Source organism: Dactylosporangium sp. CA-152071, from assembly GCF_050936335.1.
GTDB classification, from domain to species: domain Bacteria; phylum Actinomycetota; class Actinomycetes; order Mycobacteriales; family Micromonosporaceae; genus Dactylosporangium; species Dactylosporangium maewongense.
The window spans coordinates 41,562-63,154 of record NZ_JBNJMZ010000001.1 but is presented as its reverse complement, the minus strand read 5'-3'; the positions used below and the strand labels follow the sequence as shown (position 1 = coordinate 63,154).

The following is a 21,593-nucleotide window of genomic DNA, read 5'->3' as shown; positions in this document are numbered from 1 at the left end:
TTTACGGGTGATTTGGGCGATTAGCTCCTAATATCGGATTCTGTGATGGCAGCGGGCGGTGAGGAGACACGGCACCACCGTCGCGACATCCAGGGGCTGCGCGCCGTGGCGGTCACGCTCGTCGTGCTCTACCACTGCGGACTGCCCGTCCCCGGCGGCTTCGTCGGCGTCGACGTGTTCTTCGTCGTGTCGGGCCACGTCATCTGCGCCATGCTGCTGCGCGAGCTCGCCGCGACCGGACGGATCCGGCTGCGCGCCTTCTACGCCAGGCGGGCCCGGCGGCTGCTCCCCGCCCTGGCGGTGGTGTCGGCGGCCACCATCGCGGCGACGACGCTGCTCTTCAGCCCGCTCGACGGCAGCATGTCGGCGGTCGGCTACGCCTCGGCGGCCGCGTCGCTGCTGTGCGCCAACGGCTACTTCTTCCGCTTCGCCGGCAGCTACTTCCAGCCGCACGCCGAGTCCAACCCGTTGCTGCACCTGTGGACGCTGTCCATCGAGGAGCAGTTCTACCTGCTGTTCCCGGCCGCGCTCGGGGCGGTGTGGCTGATCGCCCGCCGCCGGCGTCCGCAGCGACCGGCGACGGCCGTGCTGATCACCGCCCTGGCCCTGGCCGGCGTCGCCTCGCTCGGCCTTGCGGTGTGCCTGACCTACGGCTGGGTGCCGCGCGCCGTGGGGGTGCCGGCGCTGACCGACCCGGAGGTCGTGCGCCGGCTCGCGTTCTACGCGCCGGTGACCCGGGCCTGGGAGTTCCTCGCGGGCGCCGCCGTCGCCGTCGCGACCGCCGGCGGCCGCGCACCGCGGCGCGCGGTCCGGACACTGCTCGCCTGGAGCGGAACGGTGCTGCTGGTGGCCGCCGCCTTCGGCATCGACGCCGATGACCCGTTTCCGGGGCTGCTCGCCGCGGTGCCGGTCGCGGCGGCGCTGTGCCTGCTCGTTGCGGGCAGCGCCCCGGACCCGGCGGCGCCGACCGCCTGGCTGTCCGCGCGTCCCGCCGTCGTGCTGGGGGACCTGTCCTACAGCTGGTACCTCTGGCACTGGCCGGTCATCGTCATCGCCGGCACCTGCCTGCCGGACCTGCCCGGCGTCCGGCCGCTCGCCGCGCTCGCCTCGCTGGTGCCCGCCGTGCTGGCCTACCGGCTCGTCGAGCTGCCGATCCACCGCCCGGACCGCCGCCGGAAATCGCCGCTGACCGCGGCCGCCACCGTGCGCCTCGCGGTGGTGTGCCTGCTGCTGCCCGCCGCCGCCGGCCTCGGCGTCGCCATCGCCACGCGACACGGCTGGTTCCGGCCGGAAATCGCCGCCGTCCGCGCGATCACGGCGCCGGCACACATCGACCTGACCGCCGGCTGCGCGCAGCAGGAGCCGCTCGGCGACCCGGCCCGGCGGCCGTGCACGTGGCCCACCCCCGGCTCCCGGGGCACGGCGCTGCTCATCGGCGACTCGAACGCCGGGCACCTCGCCGAGCCGGCGATCGCGGCCGGCAGGGCCGCCGGGCTGGACGTCCAGATCGCCACCATGGGCGGGTGCCCGCTGCTCAGTCAGGTCCGGTACCTCAGCGAGCCGTGCCGGCGGTTCGCCGAAGGCAGCCTCCGCGCCATCGCCGAGCACGATCCGCCCTACAGAGCGGTCATCGTCTCCAACGCCAGCTACGGCTACCTCAACGGCAGCGCCGCCCCGCTGCTGCTGCCCGACGCGCCCGGCGACGCCCACGGGTCCGCCCGGCAGCGGGAGCTCGCCGCGTGGAGCACCGACCTGGCGCGGACGGTCGCGACGATCGCACCGCGCAGCCCGGTCATCGTCATCGGCGCCGTCCCGCAGCATCGGGACCTCCCCGGTTGCCTGCGGCCGCGGCTGTTGTCCACGCCGTCCCCGGACTGCGGTCACCTGCGGCCGGACGAGGTGCGCCGGTTGCGCGACGACATCGTCGCCGCCGAACGCGCCGTGGCAGTGAGCGGCGGCGCGCAGTACCTCGACCTGGGCGAGCGGCTGTGCACCGCGGGCGGCGGCTGCAGCGCGTTCGTCGACGGTGCCCTCGTCTACCGCGACGGCGCGCACCTCAGCGTGTCCGGAGCCATGCTCTACCAGCAGCCGTTGCGCGACGCGCTCACCCGCACCCGGAGCTCGCCATGAACCGTGATCCCGAGGTACGGCGGCTGCGGGTCATGCGGGTGCTGACCCGCCTGAACGTCGGCGGCCCGGCGATGCAGGTGTCCACCCTGTTGCGGGGACTCGACCCGGCGCGGTTCGAGCACCGGTTGTACACCGGGCACGTCGAGCCGGGCGAGGCCGACTACCACCTGCTGCACGGGCTGGACCTGGCGGTGCACCACGTGCCGACGCTGGGCCGGCGGCTGCGCACCGGCGGCGACTACCGGGCGCTGCTGGACCTCACCGCCGAGATGCGCCGCTTCCGGCCGCACATCGTGCACACCCACACCGCGAAGGCCGGGACCCTCGGGCGCATCGCGGCGCTGCTGACCGGCGTCCCGGTGCGGGTGCACACCTTCCACGGGCACCTGCTGCACGGCTACTTCACGCCGGCGAAGACGCGGCTGGTGACCGGCGTCGAGCAGGTGCTCGCGCGGCACACCCACCGGCTGGTCGCGGTGGGCGGCCAGGTCCGCGACGACCTGCTGCGCGCCGGGGTGGGCCGGCCCGCGGCGTACCGCGTCACCATGCCGGGCACTGCCCTCGGCCCGATCCCGGCGCGCGGCGAGGCCCGGCGCGCGCTCGGCCTGCCCGCCGACGGCGCGGTGATCGCCTACGTCGGGCGGGTCACCGCGATCAAGGGACCCGAGCGGCTCATCGACGTGGCCCGCCGGGTGCGCGCCGCCGACCCCACCGCGACGCTGGTCGTGTGCGGGGACGGGGACCGCCTCGCCGACACCCGCGCCGCAGCCGAAGACCTCGGCGAGGCGGTGCGGTTCATCGGCTGGCGCGCCGACGTGGCGACCGTCTACGCCGCCGCCGATCTCGTCGTGCTCACGTCGGACAACGAAGGCACCCCGGTCTGCCTCATCGAGGCGGCGATCGCGGGGGTCGTGGCCGTCGCGACCCGGGTCGGCGCGGTCGGCGACGTGGTCCGCGACGGTGTCACCGGCGTGCTGTGCCGGCCCGACGCCGCCGAGCTCGCCGAGGCGGTCGTCCGGCTGCTGGGCGACCCGGCGACCCGGGAGCGGATGGGCAGGAGCGCCAGGGAGCTGGCGGCGGCGCGGTTCGGCCCGGACCGGCTGGTCGCCGACACGGACCGGCTCTACACCGCGCTCGCCGTCGAGCGGGGCTGGTGGCCGCGGTCGGCGCTCGGGGGCGTCCCGCAAAGGTAGGGCCGCGACGTCAGGGTGCCGTCGCGGCCCTACCTGTGGCGACCGTGTTCAGTCCGCGGTGCCGGTCCGCCGGCGCCACCGCACGCCGGCGACGACGAGCAGCGCGCCGAGCATGACCGTGCCCGCGCCGATGAGCGTGATCGTCGGCAGCTGGCCGTTGGCGACGCCGGTCGTGGCCAGTTGTGAGTCGCTGGACGAGGAGTTCGACTGGTTGGCACTCCTGGCGAGGACCACGACCTGCTGCGTGACCACGCCGTTGCTGGTCGCCGCGCTCAGCGTGGCGACACCGGGGTAGCTCAGCGACATCGCCAGGGACCAGTTGCCCTCGGCGTCGGCGTTCACGGTGCCCGCGTTCTGCGAGCGCCCGTTGGCGTACTTCACGGTGACGGTCACCGTGTCGAACGGCGTGCTCTTGCCGGAGAAGGTCACCGTGCCGTCGCGCCGCACCGTGCTGTCGGAGACGCCACCCGTCGGCGGGGCCGGCGGGTACTCCACCTGGGCATGCGCGGGAGGAGCGAAGGTCATCGCAACGCCGGCCAGCAGCAGGCCGCACAGCAGCGTATACAGCCGTTTCATGGCATCAACCCTCCTTGTCGTAGAAAGTCCCATTTGTGAGTCATGTTCTCAACGTAGCGGCCTCAGCCGCAGGATTCAGCCGAACGTGACTCGACGGTCCAGGGCCTGACGGTCGGCGTCGTGCGCGCCTGCGGCTTCCAGGCCCCGGGCTGGACCTGCTGTGCGACCAGCCGCACCTCGAGCACGCGGCTGGCGCCCGGTGGCAGGTCGACGGACGTGACCACGACCATCCGGCCGCCGTCGGACCCGCTGGCCAGCCGCACCGGGGCACCGTCGAGGGTGCCGCGCTCGACACCCCAGTCCACCGGCGCGTACACGGAGACGAACGTGCGTGCCGTGTACGGGTCGGTGACCTCGGCGAACGTCAACACGCCGGCGGGCAGGCCCGAGGCGGGCGCCGCCGATCGCAGCGTCACCCGCAGCGTCAGCTCCCGCAGCCCGTCGCTCGAGCAGCCCGCCGACGCCAGCTCCAGCGACGGCACGAGGTAGTAGTCGAGCTTGGAGCCACCGCCGTCGTTGAGGAACACCCCCACCAGCGGCGCCGCGGCGGCGTCCCGGTCGGGCAGCGCGCCCTCCAGCGGGGTGCCGGCGAGGCCGCGCTGCTCGTCCGGCGACGCGCTCCACACGAGCAGGCGCCGCTCGGCGACGATGCGGCTCAGCTGCGTGAGCAGCGCGCCGCGGTTGAGCGCCCGGCCGGTCAGCGCCTGGAACGTCGCCCGGGCCGCGTCGGCGAAGTAGGCGTCCTGCTGTGCCTGCGTCGGGTACCGCGCGTAGGTCTCGGCCAGCAGCACCCGCACGGCGTTGTCCGTCGCCAGGGCCGGCCCGCCGGCGACCGCCACCGGTCCGGTCGCGGCGAGCAGGTAGGACAGCGCGACCGGATCGGTGGCGACGACGCCGTCGACGGTCTCGCCGGAGCGGCGGCGGTACATCTCCCGTGCCACGGCCGCGGCGGTGGGGAAGTTCGGCACCATGGTGATGTTCGCCGGATGGCTGGCGACGCCGGCGCCGTACAGCGACCGCACCTGCGGATCGACGGGCAGCACCGGCGCGTCGAACGCGCGAAGCCCGACGGACGCGGTCCCCTGGGCGGTCAAGGTCAGGTGGCCGTCGTGGGCCGCCACGACGGCCCACGCGCCGGGCATCCCGCCGGTGGCCCTGACCTCCGCGAGGTTCTGGAACAGCACGAGGTACCGCCGCTCGCCGCCACCGCCGAGCATCGCCGGCAGGAGCTGGACGGCCTGCTGCGCGGCGCGCAGCGCGTCGCCACCCCGATCGAGCTTGCGGCGCAGGTCGGTCACCGCCGCGCCCGCCGCCGGGTCGAGCGCCCGCACGGGGATCGTGGCGAGGCGCTTGCGGATCGGGTCCAGCGCCGCGAGCGCCGTCGTCACCGGCTGCTCCAGCGCGCGGATCTGCCGCAGGTCCACGCCCGAGGTGGCCGGCTGCGCCGGCGGGTCGAGCTGCCGCGCCGCGTCGAGCAGCGGTGGGAGCACGTCCCTGGCGAGATCGTCAGCGGCCGTGGCGAGCACGCGGGCGGCCCGGATGTCGCGCCCCCTGCCCGGCAGCAGGCTCGCGAGGCGCACCGCCGGGTCGTTCGCCGCGGCGGCCGCCGCCCCGGTCCGGCGCTGCACCGCAGCGAGCGTCGCGGCCGCACCCTCGCGGTCGCCGGACATGGCCTGCTGCTGCAGCCGGCGGGTCAGGTCGGCGACCGCCTGCAGATCGCCGCGCAGGTCGACCGTGCGGGAGGCGGCCCACCCCGCCGTGGCCAGCAGCACGAGGAGTGCGCAGCCCGCACCAACCGCGGCGCGCAGCCAGAACGGCCATCGGCGTTTTAGGTGGTTTACGGCTGATTCATCCCCCACAGTGGACAGCCTAGGTGTCGGCCGGGGCCGCGGTGCCGGATATGCCGTGCGCGGCCCCGATCGCGTGCGGAGCCAGGCGCGGGAGCCGCTCGGGTGCCGGGCCGGTTGCGATGCGGGTGCGGCGCGACGGTCGCCACCTGACATCGCGTCGGGTGGTTGGGCGGAACCCGTGTCCGGGCGGCCCGAGACGGCTCACGGCCAGTGATTTTCCGGCCGCGCCGGGTCATTGTGGATCTCGCGCCGCGACACGTCAGCGGCGGGAACGGAGATCCCATGCCCAGATCAGCCATGCGGCGTCGGGCGGCGGCAGGACGCCGGATTGTGGCGGCCGCCGTGGCCGCAGCCGCGACTGCTGCCGGCCTCGGTGCGGCCGCGGCACCCGCGCACACCCAGGTCGGTGACGCCGGTTGGGCGTCCAGCGCCTGGCTCGGCAGTAGCACCGGCTCGGCCGGCACGACGCTCGCCACCGTACGCTCCGCCATCAACGCCTCTACGGGCGCGGCGGCCGGACTGACCGGCGCCGGTGTCGGCGTCGCGCTCATCGACACCGGTGTCGCCCCCGTCGCCGGCCTGCCGGCCTCACAGATCGTGAACGGGCCGGACCTGTCGTTCGAGTCGCAGGACCCCGATCTGCGCTACCTCGACACGTACGGGCACGGCACCCACATGGCCGGCATCATCGTCGGCAACGACCCGACCACCGGCACCGTCGGCCTGGCGCCCAAGGCGAAGCTGACGTCGATCAAGGTCGGCACCGCCAACGGCGCGGTCGACGTGTCGCAGATGATCGCGGCGATCGACTGGGTGGTGGCACACCGCAACGACGACCCCGCCAACCCGATCCGGGTCATCAACCTGTCCTACGGCACCGGCGGCACGCCGAACTCGTGGAGCGACCCGGTCCAGTACGCCGTCGAGCAGGCCTGGCTGAAGGGCATCGTCGTCGTCGCGGCTGCCGGTAACGACGGCAACAACGACCTCGTGGTCAGCGACCCGGCCAGCGACCCGGCGGTCCTCGCGGTCGCCGCCAGCTCCATCAAGGGCACCACCAACGTCTCCGACGACGACTTCGCCTCGTTCACCACGATCGGCGGCAACAACCGCAGCGTCGACTTCGTCGCCCCCGGCGAGTCGATCATCTCGCTCGCCAACCCGGGCTCGAACATCGACCTGACGTACCCGTCGGCGAAGGTCGGCTCGACGCTGCTGCGCGGCAGCGGCAGCTCGCAGGCGGCGGCCGTCACGTCGGCGGCGGTGGCCCTGCTGCTGCAGGCCCGCCCGACGCTCACCGCGGACCAGGTCAAGACCGTGCTGACGACCTCCGCCAGCTTCGTCTCGGGCCTGGCGATGACCCGCAACATCAAGGCCCTCAACCTCAACGCGGCGATCGCGTCGCAGAACCTGTACGCGACCGGCTGGAACCGCTCCACCGGCACCGGCAAGCTCGACGACGCCCGCGGCACCAGCCGCCTCGTCCGTGACAACGTGGCGCTCAGCGGCGACAACGCCGTCTGGGGCCCGTTCGCCCCCGCCACGTGGGCGCCGCGCAGCGCCAACCAGACGAGCTGGTCGGGCGGCACCTGGATGGGGTACCGCATCGCCGGCGACAACTGGACCGGCACCTCCTGGGCGTCCAAGACGTGGGCGGCCGCGACCTGGTCGGGCAAGCCCTGGAACGGCGCCGCGTCGTGGGCCGACCCCGACTGGGAGGGCCACTACTGGTCCGGTCACTACTGGTCCGGGCACTACTGGTCGGGCCACTACTGGTCCAGTGACGAGTGGGCCAGTAGCTCCTGGTCGTAAGCACCACCGGACGATGCGCCGGGTCCTTCAAGGGCCCGGCGCATCGCCGTTTCCGCATCCAGCGGCGCGCATCGCCGTTGACGCTATTGCGTCGGCGGCGCCGAGGCGGACTTCGGGCGCGCGAGGAACGCCGCGACAGCGGCGGCGGCGAGGAGCAGGGCCAGGGCGGCGAAGCCGTACGCGAGCGTGGCGAGGGTGGCGATCGCCGCGACGAGGAGCGGGCCGCCGGCGTCGCCGAGCTCGCGGCCGAGCTCCGCGGTGCCCATCGTCTGGCCGAGGCGTTCCGGTGGCGTGCCGGCGGCGAGCGCGGCGAACCCCAGCGGGGTGATCAGGCCGGTGCCCGCGCCGATCAGGGCGGCGGCGGTGAGCAGCCCGGCGAGGCCCGGCAGCGCCGCGCAGGCCAGGCCCGCGGCGGTGACGGCCAGGCCGGCGGTCAGGCCCGTGCGGGTCGTGAGGCGCCGCCCGTCCAGGGCCCGGCCCGCCCACGGCTGGACGACCGCCGCGCAGAGGGCGAGCAGCGACACGGCGGCGCCGGTGGCGACCGTGCCGAGGCCGGCGGTCCGGCCGTTGACGGGCAGGAACCCGACGCCGACGGACAGGGCGGCGGTCGCCGCGGCGAGCGCGCCGGTCGGGGCGAGGAACGCGCGGTCGGCCAGCCGGCGCACGAGGTCCACGACGGTCTGCCGCTGCTTCGGCAGGGGAGCGACGGCGGGCACGGCGAGCGCCGCCCAAGCCGCCACGGCCGCGCCGAGGACCGCCAGGACGACGAACAGCAGCCGCAGCCCGCCGGCCCAGACCAGCACGCCGCCGAGCAGCGGGCCGAGGGTGTAGCCGATGGACTTGTGGAAGCCGTACGAGCCGAACGCCCTGCCGTGCCTGGCCGCCGGGTTGAGCCGGGCGACGAGTGCGGACGCGGCGGGGGAGAACGCGGACGCGGCGGCGCCCTGGCCGAGGCGTGCGGCCCACAGCCAGCCGGGGCTGTCGGCGACGGCGTAGAGGGCGGACGCGACGGCGAAGGCGACGAGCCCGCCGAGCAGCACCGGCCGCGCGCCGACCCGGTCCGCGAGGTTGCCGAACACCGGCTTGAGCAGCACCTCGGCGCCGTCGTACAGGGCGAGCAGGCCGCCGAGCACCAGCAGCGACGTGACCGCACCCTCCGCGAACCCGCCCAGGTTGGCGGCGATGCCGTGCGCCCCGAAGGCGGTGGTGAAGCCGGCCGCGTACAACGGCCACATCGGTCGGCGGGTCACCAGGGCCTCCGGGAAGCGGGAAGGTGCCGTCAGGATCTCCTGGTCGGGGCGGGTGGGGCGAAGGCCGACAGCAGGGTCGTGGTGATGACGTCCGGTGCCTGGTCGAGCGTGAGGCGGCCGGCGGTGACCTCGTCCGCCGCGCCGTGGATGACGTTGTAGACCACGGCGGTCATCCAGGACACGGGCAGGTCGATCCGGAACGTGCCGGCCTGCCGGCCGCGCTCGATGAGCTTCTCGACCCGGTCGAGCGGGCGGCGGTGGTGTTCGCGGATCTGGTCGGCGGGCAGCTCCAGCTGGGCGGCGTGCAGCAGCAGCCGGGACCGCTCGACGATCCGCCACGACGACGCGATCAGCCGGGCGAGGGCCTGGCGCTCGTCGCCGTCGAGGTCGACCTCGGCGAGGGCGCGCTCGGCGTCGGCGATCACCTGGGTGAAGACGGCGTCCACCAGCTCGGCGCGGGAGCCGAAGTGGGCGTACAGGGTGACCCTGCCGACGCCGGCGGCGCGGGCGACGTCCTGCATGCTCGCGGCCGGATCGGCGACGAGGCAGGCCTGCGCGGCGTCGAGGATGGCGCTGATGTTGCGGCGCGCGTCGGCGCGGCGCGGCGGCGTCGGTGACATCGGCCGGCATCCCCCTTCCATCAGGTGAAGTCGAACACAGGTGTTCGACTTTAGCAGCGTGCGCCCTACAGTAAGCCGTACATCGCTGTACGACTTATGGGAGGCCGAGGATGGAGCACCACCACGAGAAGTCCGGCAGCTGGGGCACGCTCACGCTGCTGTGCCTGGCGCAGTTCATGGTCATCCTCGACGTGACCGTGGTGAACGTCGCGCTGCCGAAGATGTCCGACGACCTGCGGCTCGACGCCGGCGCGGCCGCGTGGGTCGTCACCGCGTACACCCTGTGCTTCGGCGGGCTGCTCATCCTCGGCGGCCGGCTCGGCGACCTGCTCGGCCGGCGCGCCGTCTTCCTGGCCGGGCTGGCCGTGTTCACCGCCTCGTCGCTCGCAGCCGGGCTCGCCGGCGACGCGGCCGTCATCCTCGGCGCGCGGGCCGCGCAGGGCGTCGGCGCGGCGATGCTGTCGCCGGCGGCGCTGTCGATCGTCAGCACCCTGTTCCACGGCCGGCGCCGGCACCAGGCGCTCGCCGTCTGGGGTGCCGTCGGGGGCGGTGGCGCCGCGGCCGGCGTGCTCATCGGCGGGCTGCTCGTGTCGGGCCCCGGCTGGAGCTGGGTGTTCTTCGTCAACGTGCCGATCGGCATCGCGGTCGGCCTGGCGGTCCGGCACATGGTGCCACCGTCGCCGCGGCAGCCCGGGCGGGTCGACATCCCCGGCGCGCTGCTGCTCACCGGCACCGCCGCCCTGGTGATCTACGGCCTCGTGCGGGCCGGCACGGCGGGCTGGACGGCGACCTCGACCTGGCTGTCGTTCGCCGGCGCCGCCGTGCTCGGTCTGGCGACCGCCGCGGTCCAGCGCGCCACGCGGTCGCCGCTGCTGCCCACCGGACTGCTGCGCCGCCGGCCGGTCATCGCCGGCAACGCCGTCATGCTGGCCGCGTCCAGCCTGCTCATCGGCGGGTTCTTCCTCACGTCGATGCTGCTGCAGCACCGCTTCGGCTACTCCGCGCTGCGCACCGGGGTGCTGTTCCTGCCGGTCACCCTCGCCACGATCGTCTCCGCGCACCTGACCGGCCGGGGGCTGCAGCGCTTCGGCGCCCGGCCGGTGATGCTGGTCGCGTTCGCCGTGGCCGCCGCCGGGTTCGGGCTGCTGGCCCGGGTCGAGCCGCACGCCCAGCCCTTCAGCGCGGTGCTTCCTGGTTTCGTGCTGGCGGCGGCCGGCCTCGGTGCCGGGTTCGTCACCGCGTCCACCTCGGTGATGACCAGCGTCGACCACGCGGCCGCCGGCAGCGCCTCCGGCCTGCTCAACACCGGTCACGAGCTCGGTGCCGCGCTGGGCGTCGCGCTCGTCTCCGCCATCGCCGCCGGTGACCTGGCGGCGGCGCCGGGCGGCCCGCTGGACGGCTTCACCGCCGCCTACACCGCGGCCGCCGTGGTGGCGGCGGTCAGTGCCGTCGTGCTCGCGGCCGCGCTGCCCGGCGGCCGCCCGGCCGTCACGGAAGGCCCGGTCTTCGTGCACTGACGCCAGTACGTGTCGCGGGCCACCGTTGCGTAGATACCCCAGGGGGGTATAGTCGGCACAGGAAAAGGGAGGTCGACATGGATCACACGCATCACCACCCGGTCAGCACCGCGGCGACGACGACGTGGGCGGCGGCAGCGCAGGCGACCCTGCACTGCCTGACCGGCTGCGCGATCGGCGAGGTCCTCGGCATGGTGCTGGGCACCGCGTTCGGGCTGCACAACGCCGCCACCGTCGCGCTGTCCGTCGCGCTCGCCTTCGTGTTCGGCTACGCGCTGACCATGCGCGGCGTCCTGCGCGCGGGTGTCGGCGTGCGGACGGCGCTGAAGGTGGCGCTCGCCGCCGACACCGTGTCCATCGCCGTCATGGAGGTGCTCGACAACGCGGTCATGGTGACCGTGCCGGGCGCGATGGACGCCGGGCTGACCGCGTGGCTGTTCTGGGCCTCGCTGGCGTTCTCGCTGGCCGTGGCGTTCGTGCTCACCACGCCCCTGAACCGGTGGATGATCTCCCGCGGCAAGGGCCACGCGGTCGTCCACCAGTACCACCACGGTCACTGAACCGCGCATTTGCCGTCCGGCAAGTTTCGTCACGTGAACGGGTGGGGTAATGCACGGGCCGTGACGGCAACTGCGAGCGCAGGCCCGCCGCGGTGAGCCCTCTCACCGCGCACTTCGACCTCCCGATCAGCGACGGGGCGCCCGCCATCGCACGGCGGGCGATGGTGTCGACGTTCGCCGGCTGGGGGCTCACCGACGCCGACTGGATCGACCGGGCGATGCTGGCCGTCACCGAACTGGTCACCAACGCGGTGCGGTACGGCGGCGGCCGGGTCGTGCTGGCGCTGCAGGCGGACGAGCGGCACGTGACCATCTCCGTCGCGGACGGGTCCGCGGTCGTGCCGCGCATGCCGGCCGAAGCCGACACGATCGACCGCGACAGCGGCCGGGGGATCGCGATCATCGCCGCCCTCGCCGAGCGGTGGGGCGTCGAGGACCACGAGGGCGGCAAGCGGGTGTGGGTGCAACTGCCGCCACACCCGCCGGCCTGACGTGCTCAGCCGTGCCGCGGCGCGTGCATGATGACCGCCACGCCGAGCAGGCAGACGGCGGCGCCGACGATGTCGTAGCGGTCGGGCCGGAACCCGTCGACGACCATCGCCCAGCCGAGCGAGCCGGCGACGAAGACACCGCCGTACGCGGCGAGGATCCGGCCGAAGTTCGCGTCGGGCTGGAGGGTGGCGACGAAGCCGTAGGCGCCGAGGGCGGCGATCCCGGCCCCGATCCACAGCAGCCCCTTGTGCTCCCGGACGCCCTGCCAGATCAGCCACGCGCCGCCGATCTCGGCCAGCGCGGCGAGCAGGAACAGCAGGATGGACCGGATGATCGTCATGCGTGTATCGCAGCACATCGTCGCGGAAGGACGCCCTTGTGGTGCGGGTCAGCAGCCGCATCCGCCGCCGCAGCCGCAGGAGGCGCCCGCGGCGGCGGCCCGCCGGGCACTGCGGCGGCGGTGCAGCCACCACATGCCGAGCGCGGCGGCGGCGAGTCCTGCGGCGACCGCGAGGAGCGTCTGCTCGACGACCGCGGCGCCGGCGGTGGTGAGCACCCCGGCGGCGATGAGCAGCGGCAGGGCGCAGCAGGCGGCGCAGGCGGCAGCGGCGAGGACGCCACTGACCTTGCTCCGCATCGGCGGCGCTTTGTCCACCGCCGCGGGTTTCGGGTCGTGGTGGGTGTGCACCGGTCGCAGGGGCAGGCTCATGTGGCAGCTCCGTCAGTAGGCAGGGAGAGCGGGGTCGGTCACCGGGGCGCCACGGCTGTCGCCCGGCCGGCCAGAGAGGCGAGGACGTCGGTGTACGCGGCGGGGACCTCGATGTCGAGGACGAGCGCGCCGTCGGCGGGGCCGGGCGTCACGGTGAAGGTGAAGAACGAGCAGCACGCGGTCTCCCGCGCGGCGAGGTCGCGGACCGTCGCCTCGAGGCCGGCCGGCCCGGCCAGCCGCATCCGGGCATGGGTCGGGCTCACGGCCTCGACCGACCGGACGGCGCTGCTGAACAGCGCGTCGAACTCGGCGAGCCGCAGCGGCCGTTCCGCGGTCGGCAGGGTGCAGGCGTCAGGGGCGTCGAACGACATGACAGGCTCCTCGGGCTGGTGTCCCTCGACGGTAAGCCTGTACCTGGGTACCGGATGCAACCCCGGAAGTGGCGCCGGGCCGCCTCACCGCGCGGATCAGTAGCGGTGCGGCTTGGCTGAGCGCCAGGAGCGTGACAGGTGGACCGCGCCGGCGCCGGTGAGGAGCAGGGCCAGGCCGAGGCCGGTGAGCCAGGCGGTGTCGGCGCCGGTGACCGCCAGGCGGGTGGTCTGGATCGGCAGCTCGACCCTGGCCGGTTCCGGCGACATGACGCCGACGTCGGCGGTCGCCGAGGTGGCGCCGGTGGCCGGGTCGCGGCCGCTACTGGGCCGCGTTCGCCTACACGGGCGGCGGCCAGTCACGCAGCTCCAGGCTGTCCACGTACGCAAGGGCGAGCTGTCTGGCACGGGCGTCGTCGTCCACACGGCCGACCCTACAATCGGCCGGTGACAGGTCTCTCATCACGGCAGCAGGACCTGCTGCGGCGGTGGCTGCCGGACGCGACCGTCGACCGGGACCACAGCTGGGGGCTGGTCGCGACGACCGTCCTCGAGGTGACCTGCGGCGGGGCCCGGTTCATCGTCAAGGCCGGCGGCGACAGCGACCACCACATCGCCCGCGAGCTGCACGCCCACCGGCACTGGCTCGGCCCGTGGACGTCCCGCGGGCTGGCGCCGGTGCTGGAGCGCGGCGACGACGACGCGAAGCTGCTCGTCACCCGGTACCTGCCGGGCAGCCTCGTCCTGGGCACGGCGTTCGAGGACGACCCCGCCACCTACCGGCAGGCCGGTGGGCTCCTGGCGCTGCTGCACGCCCAGCCCGCGGAGACCGACGAGGACTACGAGCAGCGCGAGAACGCCAAGTCGCTGGCCTGGTTGGACGGTCCGCACCGGGTCCCGGCAGCAACGGCCGAGCGGCTGCGGGCCGAGATCGCCGGCTGGCCGGCGCCGCCGGCCCGCCTGGTGCCGACGCACGGCGACTGGCAGCCCCGCAACTGGCTCGTCCACGACGGTGCCGTCGCCGTCATCGACTTCGGCCGCGCCGCGATGCGCCCCGCCGCGAGCGACCTCACCCGCCTCGCCGCGCAGCAGTTCCGCCGCGACCCGTCGCTGGAGGCGGCGTTCCTCGACGGCTACGGCGCCGACCCGCGCGACCCCGCCGCGTGGCACCGCACCCGGGTCCGCGAGGCGATCGCCACGGCCGCCTGGGCGTACAAGGTGGGCGACGAGACCTTCGAGGCCCAGGGGCACCGGATGATCGCCGAGGCCCTGGCGTCCTGACCGCTGCTACCGGCCGGCGTGGAACGCGCGCTCGCGGTAGGTCAGCGCGGCGCCGGCCGGGCCGATCCGTGCGGCGGCGACCTCGGCGACGACCACGGTCGAGGCGCCGACCGGCAGCCGGTGCAGCGTCGTGCACCGAAGCGCCGCCGGCACGCCGTGCAGCAGCGGCTCGCCCGTGGGCAGCATCGTCCACGGCTGGTCGTCGGTGAAGCGGCGGCCGCCCGGTTCGGCGAACTGCCGGGCCAGGTCCTCGTGCGCCGCTCCGAGCAGGTGTACGACGAAGCTGTCCGCCGCCACGATCAGCCGCGCCGACGGCGAGTCCATGACCGAGAACGACAACGCAGGCGGCGCCAGCGACACCGACGCGACGCTCGACGCCGTCAGCCCGACGGGACCGTCCGGACCGGCCGCGGCGATGACCGCCACCCCCGTCGGATAGCCGCGGAACGCCGCCTTGAACGACGCCACGACCCCCATGTCGACCTCGACGGTCACCGACCGGCCCGCCTTCCGCCACCCCGTACCGACACCAACACCGCCAACCCTAAAACCTCAACCGAACTTGAGGTCAAGTCCGCGCTCCGCGCGCGATGAGGTCCGCGCGGGCGCGGCCGTACTCGGCGAGGGCGTGGAAGGCGGCCTTCGGGGTCCACGAGCCGTCCGGCAGCACCCGCACGATCCCGCGCGCGGCCAGGTCGAAGTCGCGGGCCGGGTCGTCGGTCGTCGGCAGGTGCCGGTTCGCGAACGTGTAGACGAACGCCGCCTCCGCCCCGCCTGCCTCGTAGTCGCGCAGCAGGTCCACGATGTACCGGGCCTGGGCCTCCTCGTCGCGTTCCAGGGCGGCGGTGAGCGTCGCGGCGCGGCCGTGCTCGTCGTACGTCACCGGCTCCGCCGCGCCCGCGACGTCGGCGGCGCCGCGGAACGTGCAGCAGCCGAACTCGGTCGCGGCGTAGGGCTTGCCCTGGCCCACGGCCGCCGCCAGGGTCTGCGGGAACGCCGCGGCGTTGGTCGCGTCACGGTAGCCGGCGTCGCTGGCGATGATGTCGAACGGCGTCCAGTCCACGGCCTCGAGGGGGATCGAGGCATACCCGACGGGCCCGCCGAAGCGCTCCCGGACCGCCGGCACCGCCTCGGCGAAGAAGTCCCGGACCGCGGCGCGGGCGGCCGGGACGGCATCCCGCATCCGCATCGGGTCGGCGAACAGCGCCATCCGCTCGGTCAGGTCGCGGCCGGGCAGGAACCCGTCGGTGAACATCGAGATCTCGGAGCCGGCGAGGTACACGACGGAAGCGCCGTCGCGCCGCAGCCGCTCGGCCCGTGACGCGCCGTCGAGCACGAACGCCATGAGCCCGTCGCGGTTGAGGCCGTTGGTGAACGGGCAGTACCAGACCTCGAGCCCGGCGTCGGCGGCCAGCCGGGCCGTGAGCTCGACGCGGTCCTGCACGCCGCCGGTGACACGCACCGCGTCGCAGTGCAGCTCGTCGCGGATGACGCGCAGGTCCCGCTGCACCACCTGAGGGTCGAACGGCTCGTGGGTGGTGGACCCGGCGCTCACGAAGCCGGTGTCGTAGTTCATGCCGAAGACGCGCATCGCGAAGCTCTCCTCGTTCGTAAGGTACGACGCGTACCCTATAAGGTACGTCCAGTACCCTGCAAGGCATGAGCACGAGGCGTCGCGGCGAGGACCTGGAGCGGGCGATCCTGCACGCGGCGGCGGAGGAGCTGCGCGAGTCCGGCTACGCGGGCATGACCATGGACCGGGTCGCGGGGCGGGCCGGGACCAACAAGAACGCCATCTACCGCCGCTGGCCGAACCGTGCCGCGCTGGGCATCGCCGCGTACCGGCACCTGTCCGACGCCGTGCTGCCCGACCCGGACACGGGGACCCTGCGGGGCGACGCGCTGGAGATGCTGCGCCTGGCGAACCAGACCTGGTCCTCACCGCACGGCGCGATCCTGCGCGGCCTGCTCGCCGCCGCCGCTGACGACCCCGAGCTGCTCACCCTCATGCGCGAACGCTCCGGCGCGGACACCATGGACCGCGCCTGGCTGACCATGCTCGGACGGGCCGCGGCCCGCGGCGAGGCGCCGGCGGCGGCCGTCCACCCACGGGTCGCGGCCACGCCGATGATGCTGCTGCGCGCCGAGTACGCGATGCGCGGCATCCCTTCGGTACCTGACGAGGTGCTCGTCGAGATCGTCGACGAGGTGTTCCTGCCGCTCGTCCGGGGCCGCGCCTGAACGCGGTGCGGCGACGCGGGGCACTTGAACAGGCCGGGTGGGTGGTCGCAGCCCGCGTGGCGGTGGGCTGTTCAACTGTGGCTGGTCACATCGGAGCGGTCGAGTGATGATCCTCCGGGCGCCGACTGGGCGACCAGCACATTGAGCATGGGAGGTCCGATCCGCATGATCCGGACGGCCGTCACGAAACGCAGCAAGCCCCGGATGTGGGGCTGGACCTACCGATGACCCTCAGCCCGGAGCTGCTGGACCTTCCGGCACCACACGCACAGGCCGTCGCCCCGCCGCGGCACACCCGCATCGCCGGGGTCGGCACGGCGGTGACGCCGGAGTCGTACACCCAGCGTGAAGTCCTCGACCTGTTCCGGATCACCGATCCGAAGATCCGGTCCGTCTTCCTGAACAGCGCCATCACCCGCCGCCACCTGACGCTGCCGCCAGTGGACGCCGACGGCAACCGGGTCTCCGAGCCGCAGGGTGAGCTCCTCGCGAAGCACACGCGGCTCGCCGTCGACATGGCGCTGCGCGCGATCCAGTCCAGTGTGGACGATGCCGGGGCTGGGCTCGACGACATCGAGTACCTGTGCTGCGTCACCTCGACCGGGTTCCTGACCCCCGGGCTGAGCGCCCTGATCATCCGCGCGGCCGGGATGGACCCGAGCTGCCACCGGGTCGACGTCGTGGGCATGGGCTGCAACGCGGGGCTCAACGCGTTGAACGGCACGGCCGCCTGGGCCCGCGGCAACCCCGGCCGGCTCGCCGTCATGGTGTGCGCCGAGGCGTGCTCCGCCGCCTACACGTTCGACTCGACGATGCGCACCGCCGTGGTCAACAGCCTGTTCGGCGACGGCGCGGCCGCCGTCGCGCTCAGGGCCGGCGACCACACGCAGGCCGCCGGCCCCCGGGTGCTGGGCTTCGCCAGCCACATCATCACCGACGCGATCGGTGCGATGCGCTACGACTGGGACACCGACCAGAACAGGTTCAGCTTCTTCCTCGACCCCGACATCCCGTACGTCGTCGGCGCCCACGCGGAACGGGTCGTGGACCGGCTCCTGTCCGGCGCGGGCCTGCCCCGCAGCGCGGTCCGGCACTGGCTGATCCACTCCGGCGGCAAGAAGGTCATCGACGCGGTGCGGGTCAACCTCGGGCTCACCCGCCACGACGTGCGGCACACCACGGGAGTCCTCGCCGACTACGGCAACCTCTCCAGCGGCTCGTTCCTGTTCTCGTACGAGCGGCTGCTCCGCGAACAGGTCGCCGAACCCGGCGACCACGGGGTCCTGATGACGATGGGCCCCGGCTCCACGATCGAGACGGCGCTGGTGCAATGGTGACGGAAAAGATCATGATCACGGTCGACGGCACGCAACCCATCTCCGCCGAGCTGGTCGCGAAGGTCGGTGAGGCGTGCGACCGGGCCGAGACGCTCGGCGGGCAGGTCGTCGTGTACGCGTCCGGCGCCCCGGCGCACGCCCGGACCGAAGGGCTGACGGTCGCGCTGGTGAGCCGCTGGGAGCGGGCGCTGCGGCGGCTGGAGCGGCTGCCGGTCGCGCTCGTGGCCGTCGCCGAGGGTGACGTCGGCGGCCCCGCCCTGGACGCGCTGCTGACCACCGACTACCGGATCGCGACCCCGTCGGCGCGGCTGGTCGTGCCGGTCGGGACCGGGGCGACCTGGCCCGGGATGGCGCTGTACCGGCTGGCGCACCAGGGCTCGCACACCGCCGCGGTCCGCCGGGCGCTGCTCTTCGGCGACCCGATCGGCGCGCGGGACGCGCTGGCTTTGCAACTGCTCGACGAGGTCACCGACGACGTCACCGGCGCGCTGGAGGCGGTCGCCGGGCTCACCGGGAACCTGTCCGGCAAGGAGCTCGCCATCCGCCGGCAGCTGATGCTGGACGCCGGCACGGTCAGCTTCGAGGAGGCCCTCGGCGGCCACCTGGCGGCCTGCGACCGCACGCTGCGCCAGGCCGCGGTGTGAGCGGTATGAACAGGGCGGAGCGGTGCGCGTTCCTCGACCGGCACGTCGAGGAGGTGTACGCGGAGCTGACCGGCGACGGCACCCGCCACCTGCGGCTCGCCGAGCTGGCCGAGGCCGCCGCGACCCGGCACCCGGGCCTGGTCCCGACGGCCGCGCAGCTCGCCGCCGACCGCGACCTGCCGCAGGCCGCGAAGGCCGGGCACGAGATCGACCTCGGCATCTTCTTCAACCGGGTCCTCGGCTCGCCCACGGCGGGGGCGCACCTCATGGACGCCATGCTCCGGCCGACGGAACGGGCGCTGGCGATGCTGCCCGAGTTCGAGCGGACGGGGACGGCCGATCTGGGGTCGGTCCGGGCGGAGCTGCGCGGGGCGGTGGTGCACCTGACCCTCTGCCGCGACGATTGCCTCAACGCCGAGGACCCCCGGCAGGTCGACGACATGGAGACCGCCGTCGACCTCGTGCTGCTGCACCCGGGGGCCGAGGTCGGGGTGGTCCGCGGCGGGGTGATGACCCACCCGCGGTACCGCGGCCGGCGGGTCTTCAGCGCCGGCATCAACCTCAAGACGCTGCACGCCGGTGGGATCACCCTCGTCGACTTCCTGCTGCGCCGCGAGCTCGGCTACATCCACAAGCTCCTGCGGGGGATCGTGACCGACGATCCGGCACGCTGGCACTCGCGGACCGTCGAGAAGCCGTGGGTCGCGGCCGTGGACGGCTTCGCCATCGGCGGCGGGGCGCAGCTGCTGCTCGTCTTCGACCACGTCCTCGCCGCCGCCGACGCGTACGTCAGCCTCCCCGCCGCGCAGGAGGGCATCATCCCGGGCGCGGCGAACCTGCGGCTGGGCCGGGCCGCCGGGGCACGGTTCTCCCGCCGTCTCGTGCTGCAGGGCCACAGGATCTGGGCGACCGAACCCGACGCCAGGTGCCTGATCGACGAGGTGACCGACCCGGCGGCGCTCGACGACGCCGTCGACCGGGCGGCGGAGGCGCTGCGAGGACCCACGATCGTCGCCAACCGCCGGATGCTGATCGCCGCCGAGGAGCCCGCCGACGCCCTGCGCCGCTATCTGGCCGAGTTCGCCTTGCAGCAGGTGTTGCGCATGTACGACGACGACGTGCTCGACAAGGTCCGCCGGTTCACCGAGCGCGGCTCGTGAGCGGCCAGCGAAGCGGCTCGGGCCGCTCACCAGGATTGCAGGTTGGGCTCAGGCCGACGCCGGAGCGAAGCGGAGGCGGCGGGGTGAGCGGCCAGCGCAGCGGCGACGACCGGCCGCGGGTGCGGTACGAGAAGCGCGCCGGCGTCGCCCGCGTGACGATCGACCGCCCCGCCGTGCTCAACGCGATGGACCTGCGCACCCACGAGGAGCTCGCGGCCGTCTGGGACGACTTCGAGGCCGACGACGACCTGCGGGTCGCGGTCCTGACCGGCGCCGGCGACCGGGCCTTCTCCGTCGGCCAGGACCTGCGGGAGCGGGCCCGGCTGAACGCGGACGGGGCGGCACCGACCACGTTCGGCAGCCGCGGCCAGCCCGGCTGGCCCCGCCTCACCGAGCGGTTCGAGCTCACCAAGCCGGTGGTCGCGCGGGTCGACGGCTACGCGCTCGGCGGCGGGTTCGAGCTCGCCCTCGCCTGCGACATCATCGTGGCCAGCGACCGGTCGGTCTTCGCCCTGCCGGAGGCGCGGCTCGGTCTCGTCCCCGGCGCCGGCGGCGCGTTCCGGCTGGCCCGGCAGCTGCCGTTGAAGGTCGCGATGGGCTACCTGCTGACCGGCCGCAGGATGACGGCGGACGTGGCGCTGCGGGCGGGGCTGGTGAACGACGTCGTGCCCGCCGGCGGCCTCGACGCGTGCGTCACCGGATGGACCGACGACCTCGTCCGGGCGGCGCCGCTGTCGGTACGGGCGATCAAGGAAGCCGTGCTGCGGTCGCTCGACATGCCGCTGCCGGACGCGTTCACGGCCGAGTTCGCCTGGGAGCGGCGGCGGATGCACAGCGAGGACGCCGTGGAGGGCCCCCGCGCGTTCGCCGAGGACCGCGAGCCCCGCTGGCTCGGCCGGTGAGCAGCCGCCCGGGCGGTGTGCAACTGCCGCGCCGCAGCGGTTGAACACCGCCGTTCAACTGTCGCAGCGGGCCGGTTGAACATGGGCGCCCGCAACGGATCCGGGCCTGATGATGAGGGCCGCATCCGTTCGAGAGGGGCATCGGCCGCACTATGCGCTACGTAACCGCCAACGGCATCAGGCTCGCCTACGACCGCACCGGCGACGGCGACGACGTCCTGCTGATCATGGGATCCGGTGCCAGCGGCCGGGTCTGGACCGCGCATCAGACGCCCGCGCTGCACAGGGCTGGCTACCGGACCATCACGTTCGACAACCGCGGCATCGCCCCGTCGGACGTGCCGCCCGGCCGCTACAGCCTCGACGACATGGTCGCCGACACCGTCGGGCTGATCGAGGCCCTCGACGCCGGGCCGTGCCACCTGGTCGGCACCTCGCTCGGCGCCGTGATCGCGGAGGAGATCGCGCTGCGCCGGCCGGAGCTCGTGCGCTCCGCCGTCCTCATGGCGACCCGGTCCCGCTCGGACCTCGTGCGCCGGGCGCTGAACCGGGCGGACCAGGTCCTCAACGAGAGCGGCGTGCAGCTGCCGCCGGGGTACTCGGGGCCGACGACGGTGCTGCAGATGTTCTCGCCGCGGACCCTCAACGACGAGTCCACCGTGTCGCTGTGGCTCGACGTGTTCGAGCTGTCCGGCGACAACGGCTCCAGCGGCCAGGACTGGGTCGACGTCGGCGCCGACCGGCGGGACCTGCTGTGCCGGATCACCGTGCCGTGCCGGGTCATCACCTTCACCGACGACCTGATCTGCCCGCCGCACCTGGGCGCCGAGGTCGCCGACGCCATCCCGGACTGCGACCTGGTGGAGATCGACGGTGCGGGGCACCTCGGCAACCTCGAACGGCCGGACGAGGTCAACGCCGCGATCGTCGAGTTCCTCGGCAAGTTCTGAG

23 protein-coding genes are annotated in these 21,593 nt (G+C 74.2%); 13 read left to right on the top strand and 10 right to left on the bottom strand.

What is annotated here, in order from left to right; translation table 11 throughout:
* Positions 1 to 45 precede the first annotated feature (45 nt).
* Together ACQEVZ_RS00125 and ACQEVZ_RS00120 are read left to right on the top strand one after the other, a co-directional pair.
* Positions 46 to 2,130, top strand: a complete 2,085-nt coding sequence (locus tag ACQEVZ_RS00125; RefSeq protein WP_433359483.1) for an acyltransferase family protein — start codon at positions 46 to 48, stop codon at positions 2,128 to 2,130.
* Positions 2,127 to 3,323 carry a glycosyltransferase gene (locus tag ACQEVZ_RS00120; RefSeq protein ID WP_433359480.1) on the top strand — a complete coding sequence of 399 codons (1,197 nt, stop codon included), beginning with the start codon at positions 2,127 to 2,129 and terminating at the stop codon, positions 3,321 to 3,323. Before ACQEVZ_RS00125 ends, ACQEVZ_RS00120 begins: the two co-directional genes overlap by 4 nt.
* Positions 3,324 to 3,371: 48 nt before the next feature.
* On the opposite strand, the gene ACQEVZ_RS00115 is transcribed toward ACQEVZ_RS00120, so the two are convergent.
* Together ACQEVZ_RS00115 and ACQEVZ_RS00110 are read right to left on the bottom strand one after the other, a co-directional pair.
* The gene (locus tag ACQEVZ_RS00115) at positions 3,372 to 3,899 is read right to left on the bottom strand and encodes a hypothetical protein (protein WP_433359477.1); all 528 of its coding nucleotides are present in this window, start codon (positions 3,897 to 3,899) and stop codon (positions 3,372 to 3,374) included.
* Positions 3,900 to 3,961: 62 nt separating this feature from the next.
* Positions 3,962 to 5,671 carry a DUF4012 domain-containing protein gene (locus ACQEVZ_RS00110; RefSeq protein WP_433359474.1) on the bottom strand — a complete coding sequence of 570 codons (1,710 nt, stop codon included), beginning with the start codon at positions 5,669 to 5,671 and terminating at the stop codon, positions 3,962 to 3,964.
* 360 nt (positions 5,672 to 6,031) lie between these two features.
* Here ACQEVZ_RS00110 and ACQEVZ_RS00105 point away from each other — a divergent pair, with 360 nt between their 5' ends.
* A complete protein-coding gene (locus tag ACQEVZ_RS00105; RefSeq protein WP_433359471.1) occupies positions 6,032 to 7,561 on the top strand; it encodes a S8 family serine peptidase in 1,530 nt (509 codons plus the stop codon).
* A gap of 83 nt (positions 7,562 to 7,644) precedes the next feature.
* On the opposite strand, the gene ACQEVZ_RS00100 is transcribed toward ACQEVZ_RS00105, so the two are convergent.
* Positions 7,645 to 8,811 (bottom strand): MFS transporter, encoded by a 1,167-nt coding sequence (locus ACQEVZ_RS00100; RefSeq protein ID WP_433359468.1) that lies wholly within the window; start codon positions 8,809 to 8,811, stop codon positions 7,645 to 7,647.
* Between the two features lie 29 nt (positions 8,812 to 8,840).
* Entirely contained in the window at positions 8,841 to 9,431 is a 591-nt protein-coding gene (locus ACQEVZ_RS00095; protein ID WP_433359465.1) for a TetR/AcrR family transcriptional regulator, read from the bottom strand.
* A 110-nt stretch (positions 9,432 to 9,541) separates the two neighbouring features.
* On the opposite strand from ACQEVZ_RS00095, the gene ACQEVZ_RS00090 reads away from it, so the two are divergent.
* From ACQEVZ_RS00090 to ACQEVZ_RS00080, 3 genes are all read left to right on the top strand, one after another.
* Entirely contained in the window at positions 9,542 to 10,948 is a 1,407-nt protein-coding gene (locus ACQEVZ_RS00090) for an MFS transporter (protein ID WP_433359462.1), read from the top strand.
* Positions 10,949 to 11,025: 77 nt separating this feature from the next.
* On the top strand, positions 11,026 to 11,508 hold the full coding sequence (locus tag ACQEVZ_RS00085) for a DUF4396 domain-containing protein (RefSeq protein WP_360572980.1): 483 nt from the start codon (positions 11,026 to 11,028) through the stop codon (positions 11,506 to 11,508).
* Between the two features lie 92 nt (positions 11,509 to 11,600).
* Positions 11,601 to 11,999, top strand: coding sequence for an ATP-binding protein (locus ACQEVZ_RS00080; RefSeq protein ID WP_433359458.1), 399 nt, complete (start codon positions 11,601 to 11,603; stop codon positions 11,997 to 11,999).
* A 5-nt stretch (positions 12,000 to 12,004) separates the two neighbouring features.
* Here the strand turns inward: ACQEVZ_RS00080 and ACQEVZ_RS00075 are convergent, their stop codons facing one another.
* From ACQEVZ_RS00075 to ACQEVZ_RS00060, 4 genes are all read right to left on the bottom strand, one after another.
* Positions 12,005 to 12,340: a YnfA family protein gene (locus tag ACQEVZ_RS00075; protein WP_433359455.1), complete on the bottom strand. Its 336-nt coding sequence runs from the start codon at positions 12,338 to 12,340 to the stop codon at positions 12,005 to 12,007.
* A gap of 48 nt (positions 12,341 to 12,388) precedes the next feature.
* A complete protein-coding gene (locus tag ACQEVZ_RS00070) occupies positions 12,389 to 12,709 on the bottom strand; it encodes a hypothetical protein (protein ID WP_433359452.1) in 321 nt (106 codons plus the stop codon).
* A gap of 38 nt (positions 12,710 to 12,747) precedes the next feature.
* Positions 12,748 to 13,080 (bottom strand): hypothetical protein, encoded by a 333-nt coding sequence (locus ACQEVZ_RS00065; protein WP_433359449.1) that lies wholly within the window; start codon positions 13,078 to 13,080, stop codon positions 12,748 to 12,750.
* 96 nt (positions 13,081 to 13,176) lie between these two features.
* On the bottom strand, positions 13,177 to 13,347 hold the full coding sequence (locus ACQEVZ_RS00060) for an LPXTG cell wall anchor domain-containing protein (protein ID WP_433359446.1): 171 nt from the start codon (positions 13,345 to 13,347) through the stop codon (positions 13,177 to 13,179).
* Between the two features lie 177 nt (positions 13,348 to 13,524).
* Between ACQEVZ_RS00060 and ACQEVZ_RS00055 the strand changes: the two genes are divergently transcribed.
* A complete protein-coding gene (locus ACQEVZ_RS00055; RefSeq protein ID WP_433359443.1) occupies positions 13,525 to 14,358 on the top strand; it encodes a phosphotransferase in 834 nt (277 codons plus the stop codon).
* Positions 14,359 to 14,364: 6 nt separating this feature from the next.
* Here the strand turns inward: ACQEVZ_RS00055 and ACQEVZ_RS00050 are convergent, their stop codons facing one another.
* Both ACQEVZ_RS00050 and ACQEVZ_RS00045 read right to left on the bottom strand, forming a co-directional pair.
* Positions 14,365 to 14,853, bottom strand: coding sequence for a flavin reductase family protein (locus ACQEVZ_RS00050; RefSeq protein WP_433359440.1), 489 nt, complete (start codon positions 14,851 to 14,853; stop codon positions 14,365 to 14,367).
* 73 nt (positions 14,854 to 14,926) lie between these two features.
* A complete protein-coding gene (locus ACQEVZ_RS00045) occupies positions 14,927 to 15,949 on the bottom strand; it encodes a hypothetical protein (RefSeq protein WP_433359437.1) in 1,023 nt (340 codons plus the stop codon).
* Between the two features lie 68 nt (positions 15,950 to 16,017).
* Between ACQEVZ_RS00045 and ACQEVZ_RS00040 the strand changes: the two genes are divergently transcribed.
* The 6 genes from ACQEVZ_RS00040 to ACQEVZ_RS00015 all read left to right on the top strand — a co-directional run bounded on the left by ACQEVZ_RS00040 (position 16,018) and on the right by ACQEVZ_RS00015 (position 21,592).
* Positions 16,018 to 16,599 carry a TetR/AcrR family transcriptional regulator gene (locus ACQEVZ_RS00040; RefSeq protein ID WP_433359434.1) on the top strand — a complete coding sequence of 194 codons (582 nt, stop codon included), beginning with the start codon at positions 16,018 to 16,020 and terminating at the stop codon, positions 16,597 to 16,599.
* A 224-nt stretch (positions 16,600 to 16,823) separates the two neighbouring features.
* Entirely contained in the window at positions 16,824 to 17,936 is a 1,113-nt protein-coding gene (dpgA, locus tag ACQEVZ_RS00035; protein ID WP_433359431.1) for a 3,5-dihydroxyphenylacetyl-CoA synthase DpgA, read from the top strand.
* 11 nt (positions 17,937 to 17,947) lie between these two features.
* Positions 17,948 to 18,580: an enoyl-CoA-hydratase DpgB gene (gene dpgB, locus ACQEVZ_RS00030; RefSeq protein WP_433359428.1), complete on the top strand. Its 633-nt coding sequence runs from the start codon at positions 17,948 to 17,950 to the stop codon at positions 18,578 to 18,580.
* 5 nt (positions 18,581 to 18,585) lie between these two features.
* Complete coding sequence (dpgC, locus tag ACQEVZ_RS00025) at positions 18,586 to 19,740, top strand: (3,5-dihydroxyphenyl)acetyl-CoA 1,2-dioxygenase DpgC (protein ID WP_433359425.1); 1,155 nt, start codon at positions 18,586 to 18,588, stop codon at positions 19,738 to 19,740.
* A gap of 83 nt (positions 19,741 to 19,823) precedes the next feature.
* Positions 19,824 to 20,642, top strand: a complete 819-nt coding sequence (gene dpgD, locus ACQEVZ_RS00020) for an enoyl-CoA-hydratase DpgD (RefSeq protein ID WP_433359422.1) — start codon at positions 19,824 to 19,826, stop codon at positions 20,640 to 20,642.
* 152 nt (positions 20,643 to 20,794) lie between these two features.
* Complete coding sequence (locus tag ACQEVZ_RS00015) at positions 20,795 to 21,592, top strand: alpha/beta fold hydrolase (RefSeq protein ID WP_433359419.1); 798 nt, start codon at positions 20,795 to 20,797, stop codon at positions 21,590 to 21,592.
* Position 21,593 lies beyond the last annotated feature (1 nt).

Coding starts and splice junctions, on each gene's coding strand:
- ACQEVZ_RS00105 (WP_433359471.1), top strand. CDS start 6,032: ATGCCCAGATCAGCCATGCGGCGTCGGGCGGCGGCAGGACGCCGGATT.
- ACQEVZ_RS00045 (WP_433359437.1), bottom strand. CDS start 15,949: ATGCGCGTCTTCGGCATGAACTACGACACCGGCTTCGTGAGCGCCGGG.
- ACQEVZ_RS00040 (WP_433359434.1), top strand. CDS start 16,018: ATGAGCACGAGGCGTCGCGGCGAGGACCTGGAGCGGGCGATCCTGCAC.
- dpgA (WP_433359431.1), top strand. CDS start 16,824: ATGACCCTCAGCCCGGAGCTGCTGGACCTTCCGGCACCACACGCACAG.
- ACQEVZ_RS00070 (WP_433359452.1), bottom strand. CDS start 12,709: ATGAGCCTGCCCCTGCGACCGGTGCACACCCACCACGACCCGAAACCC.
- ACQEVZ_RS00085 (WP_360572980.1), top strand. CDS start 11,026: ATGGATCACACGCATCACCACCCGGTCAGCACCGCGGCGACGACGACG.
- ACQEVZ_RS00115 (WP_433359477.1), bottom strand. CDS start 3,899: ATGAAACGGCTGTATACGCTGCTGTGCGGCCTGCTGCTGGCCGGCGTT.
- dpgB (WP_433359428.1), top strand. CDS start 17,948: ATGATCACGGTCGACGGCACGCAACCCATCTCCGCCGAGCTGGTCGCG.
- ACQEVZ_RS00125 (WP_433359483.1), top strand. CDS start 46: ATGGCAGCGGGCGGTGAGGAGACACGGCACCACCGTCGCGACATCCAG.
- ACQEVZ_RS00015 (WP_433359419.1), top strand. CDS start 20,795: ATGCGCTACGTAACCGCCAACGGCATCAGGCTCGCCTACGACCGCACC.
- ACQEVZ_RS00120 (WP_433359480.1), top strand. CDS start 2,127: ATGAACCGTGATCCCGAGGTACGGCGGCTGCGGGTCATGCGGGTGCTG.
- ACQEVZ_RS00065 (WP_433359449.1), bottom strand. CDS start 13,080: ATGTCGTTCGACGCCCCTGACGCCTGCACCCTGCCGACCGCGGAACGG.
- dpgC (WP_433359425.1), top strand. CDS start 18,586: ATGAACAGGGCGGAGCGGTGCGCGTTCCTCGACCGGCACGTCGAGGAG.
- ACQEVZ_RS00060 (WP_433359446.1), bottom strand. CDS start 13,347: ATGTCGCCGGAACCGGCCAGGGTCGAGCTGCCGATCCAGACCACCCGC.
- ACQEVZ_RS00095 (WP_433359465.1), bottom strand. CDS start 9,431: ATGTCACCGACGCCGCCGCGCCGCGCCGACGCGCGCCGCAACATCAGC.
- ACQEVZ_RS00075 (WP_433359455.1), bottom strand. CDS start 12,340: ATGACGATCATCCGGTCCATCCTGCTGTTCCTGCTCGCCGCGCTGGCC.
- ACQEVZ_RS00090 (WP_433359462.1), top strand. CDS start 9,542: ATGGAGCACCACCACGAGAAGTCCGGCAGCTGGGGCACGCTCACGCTG.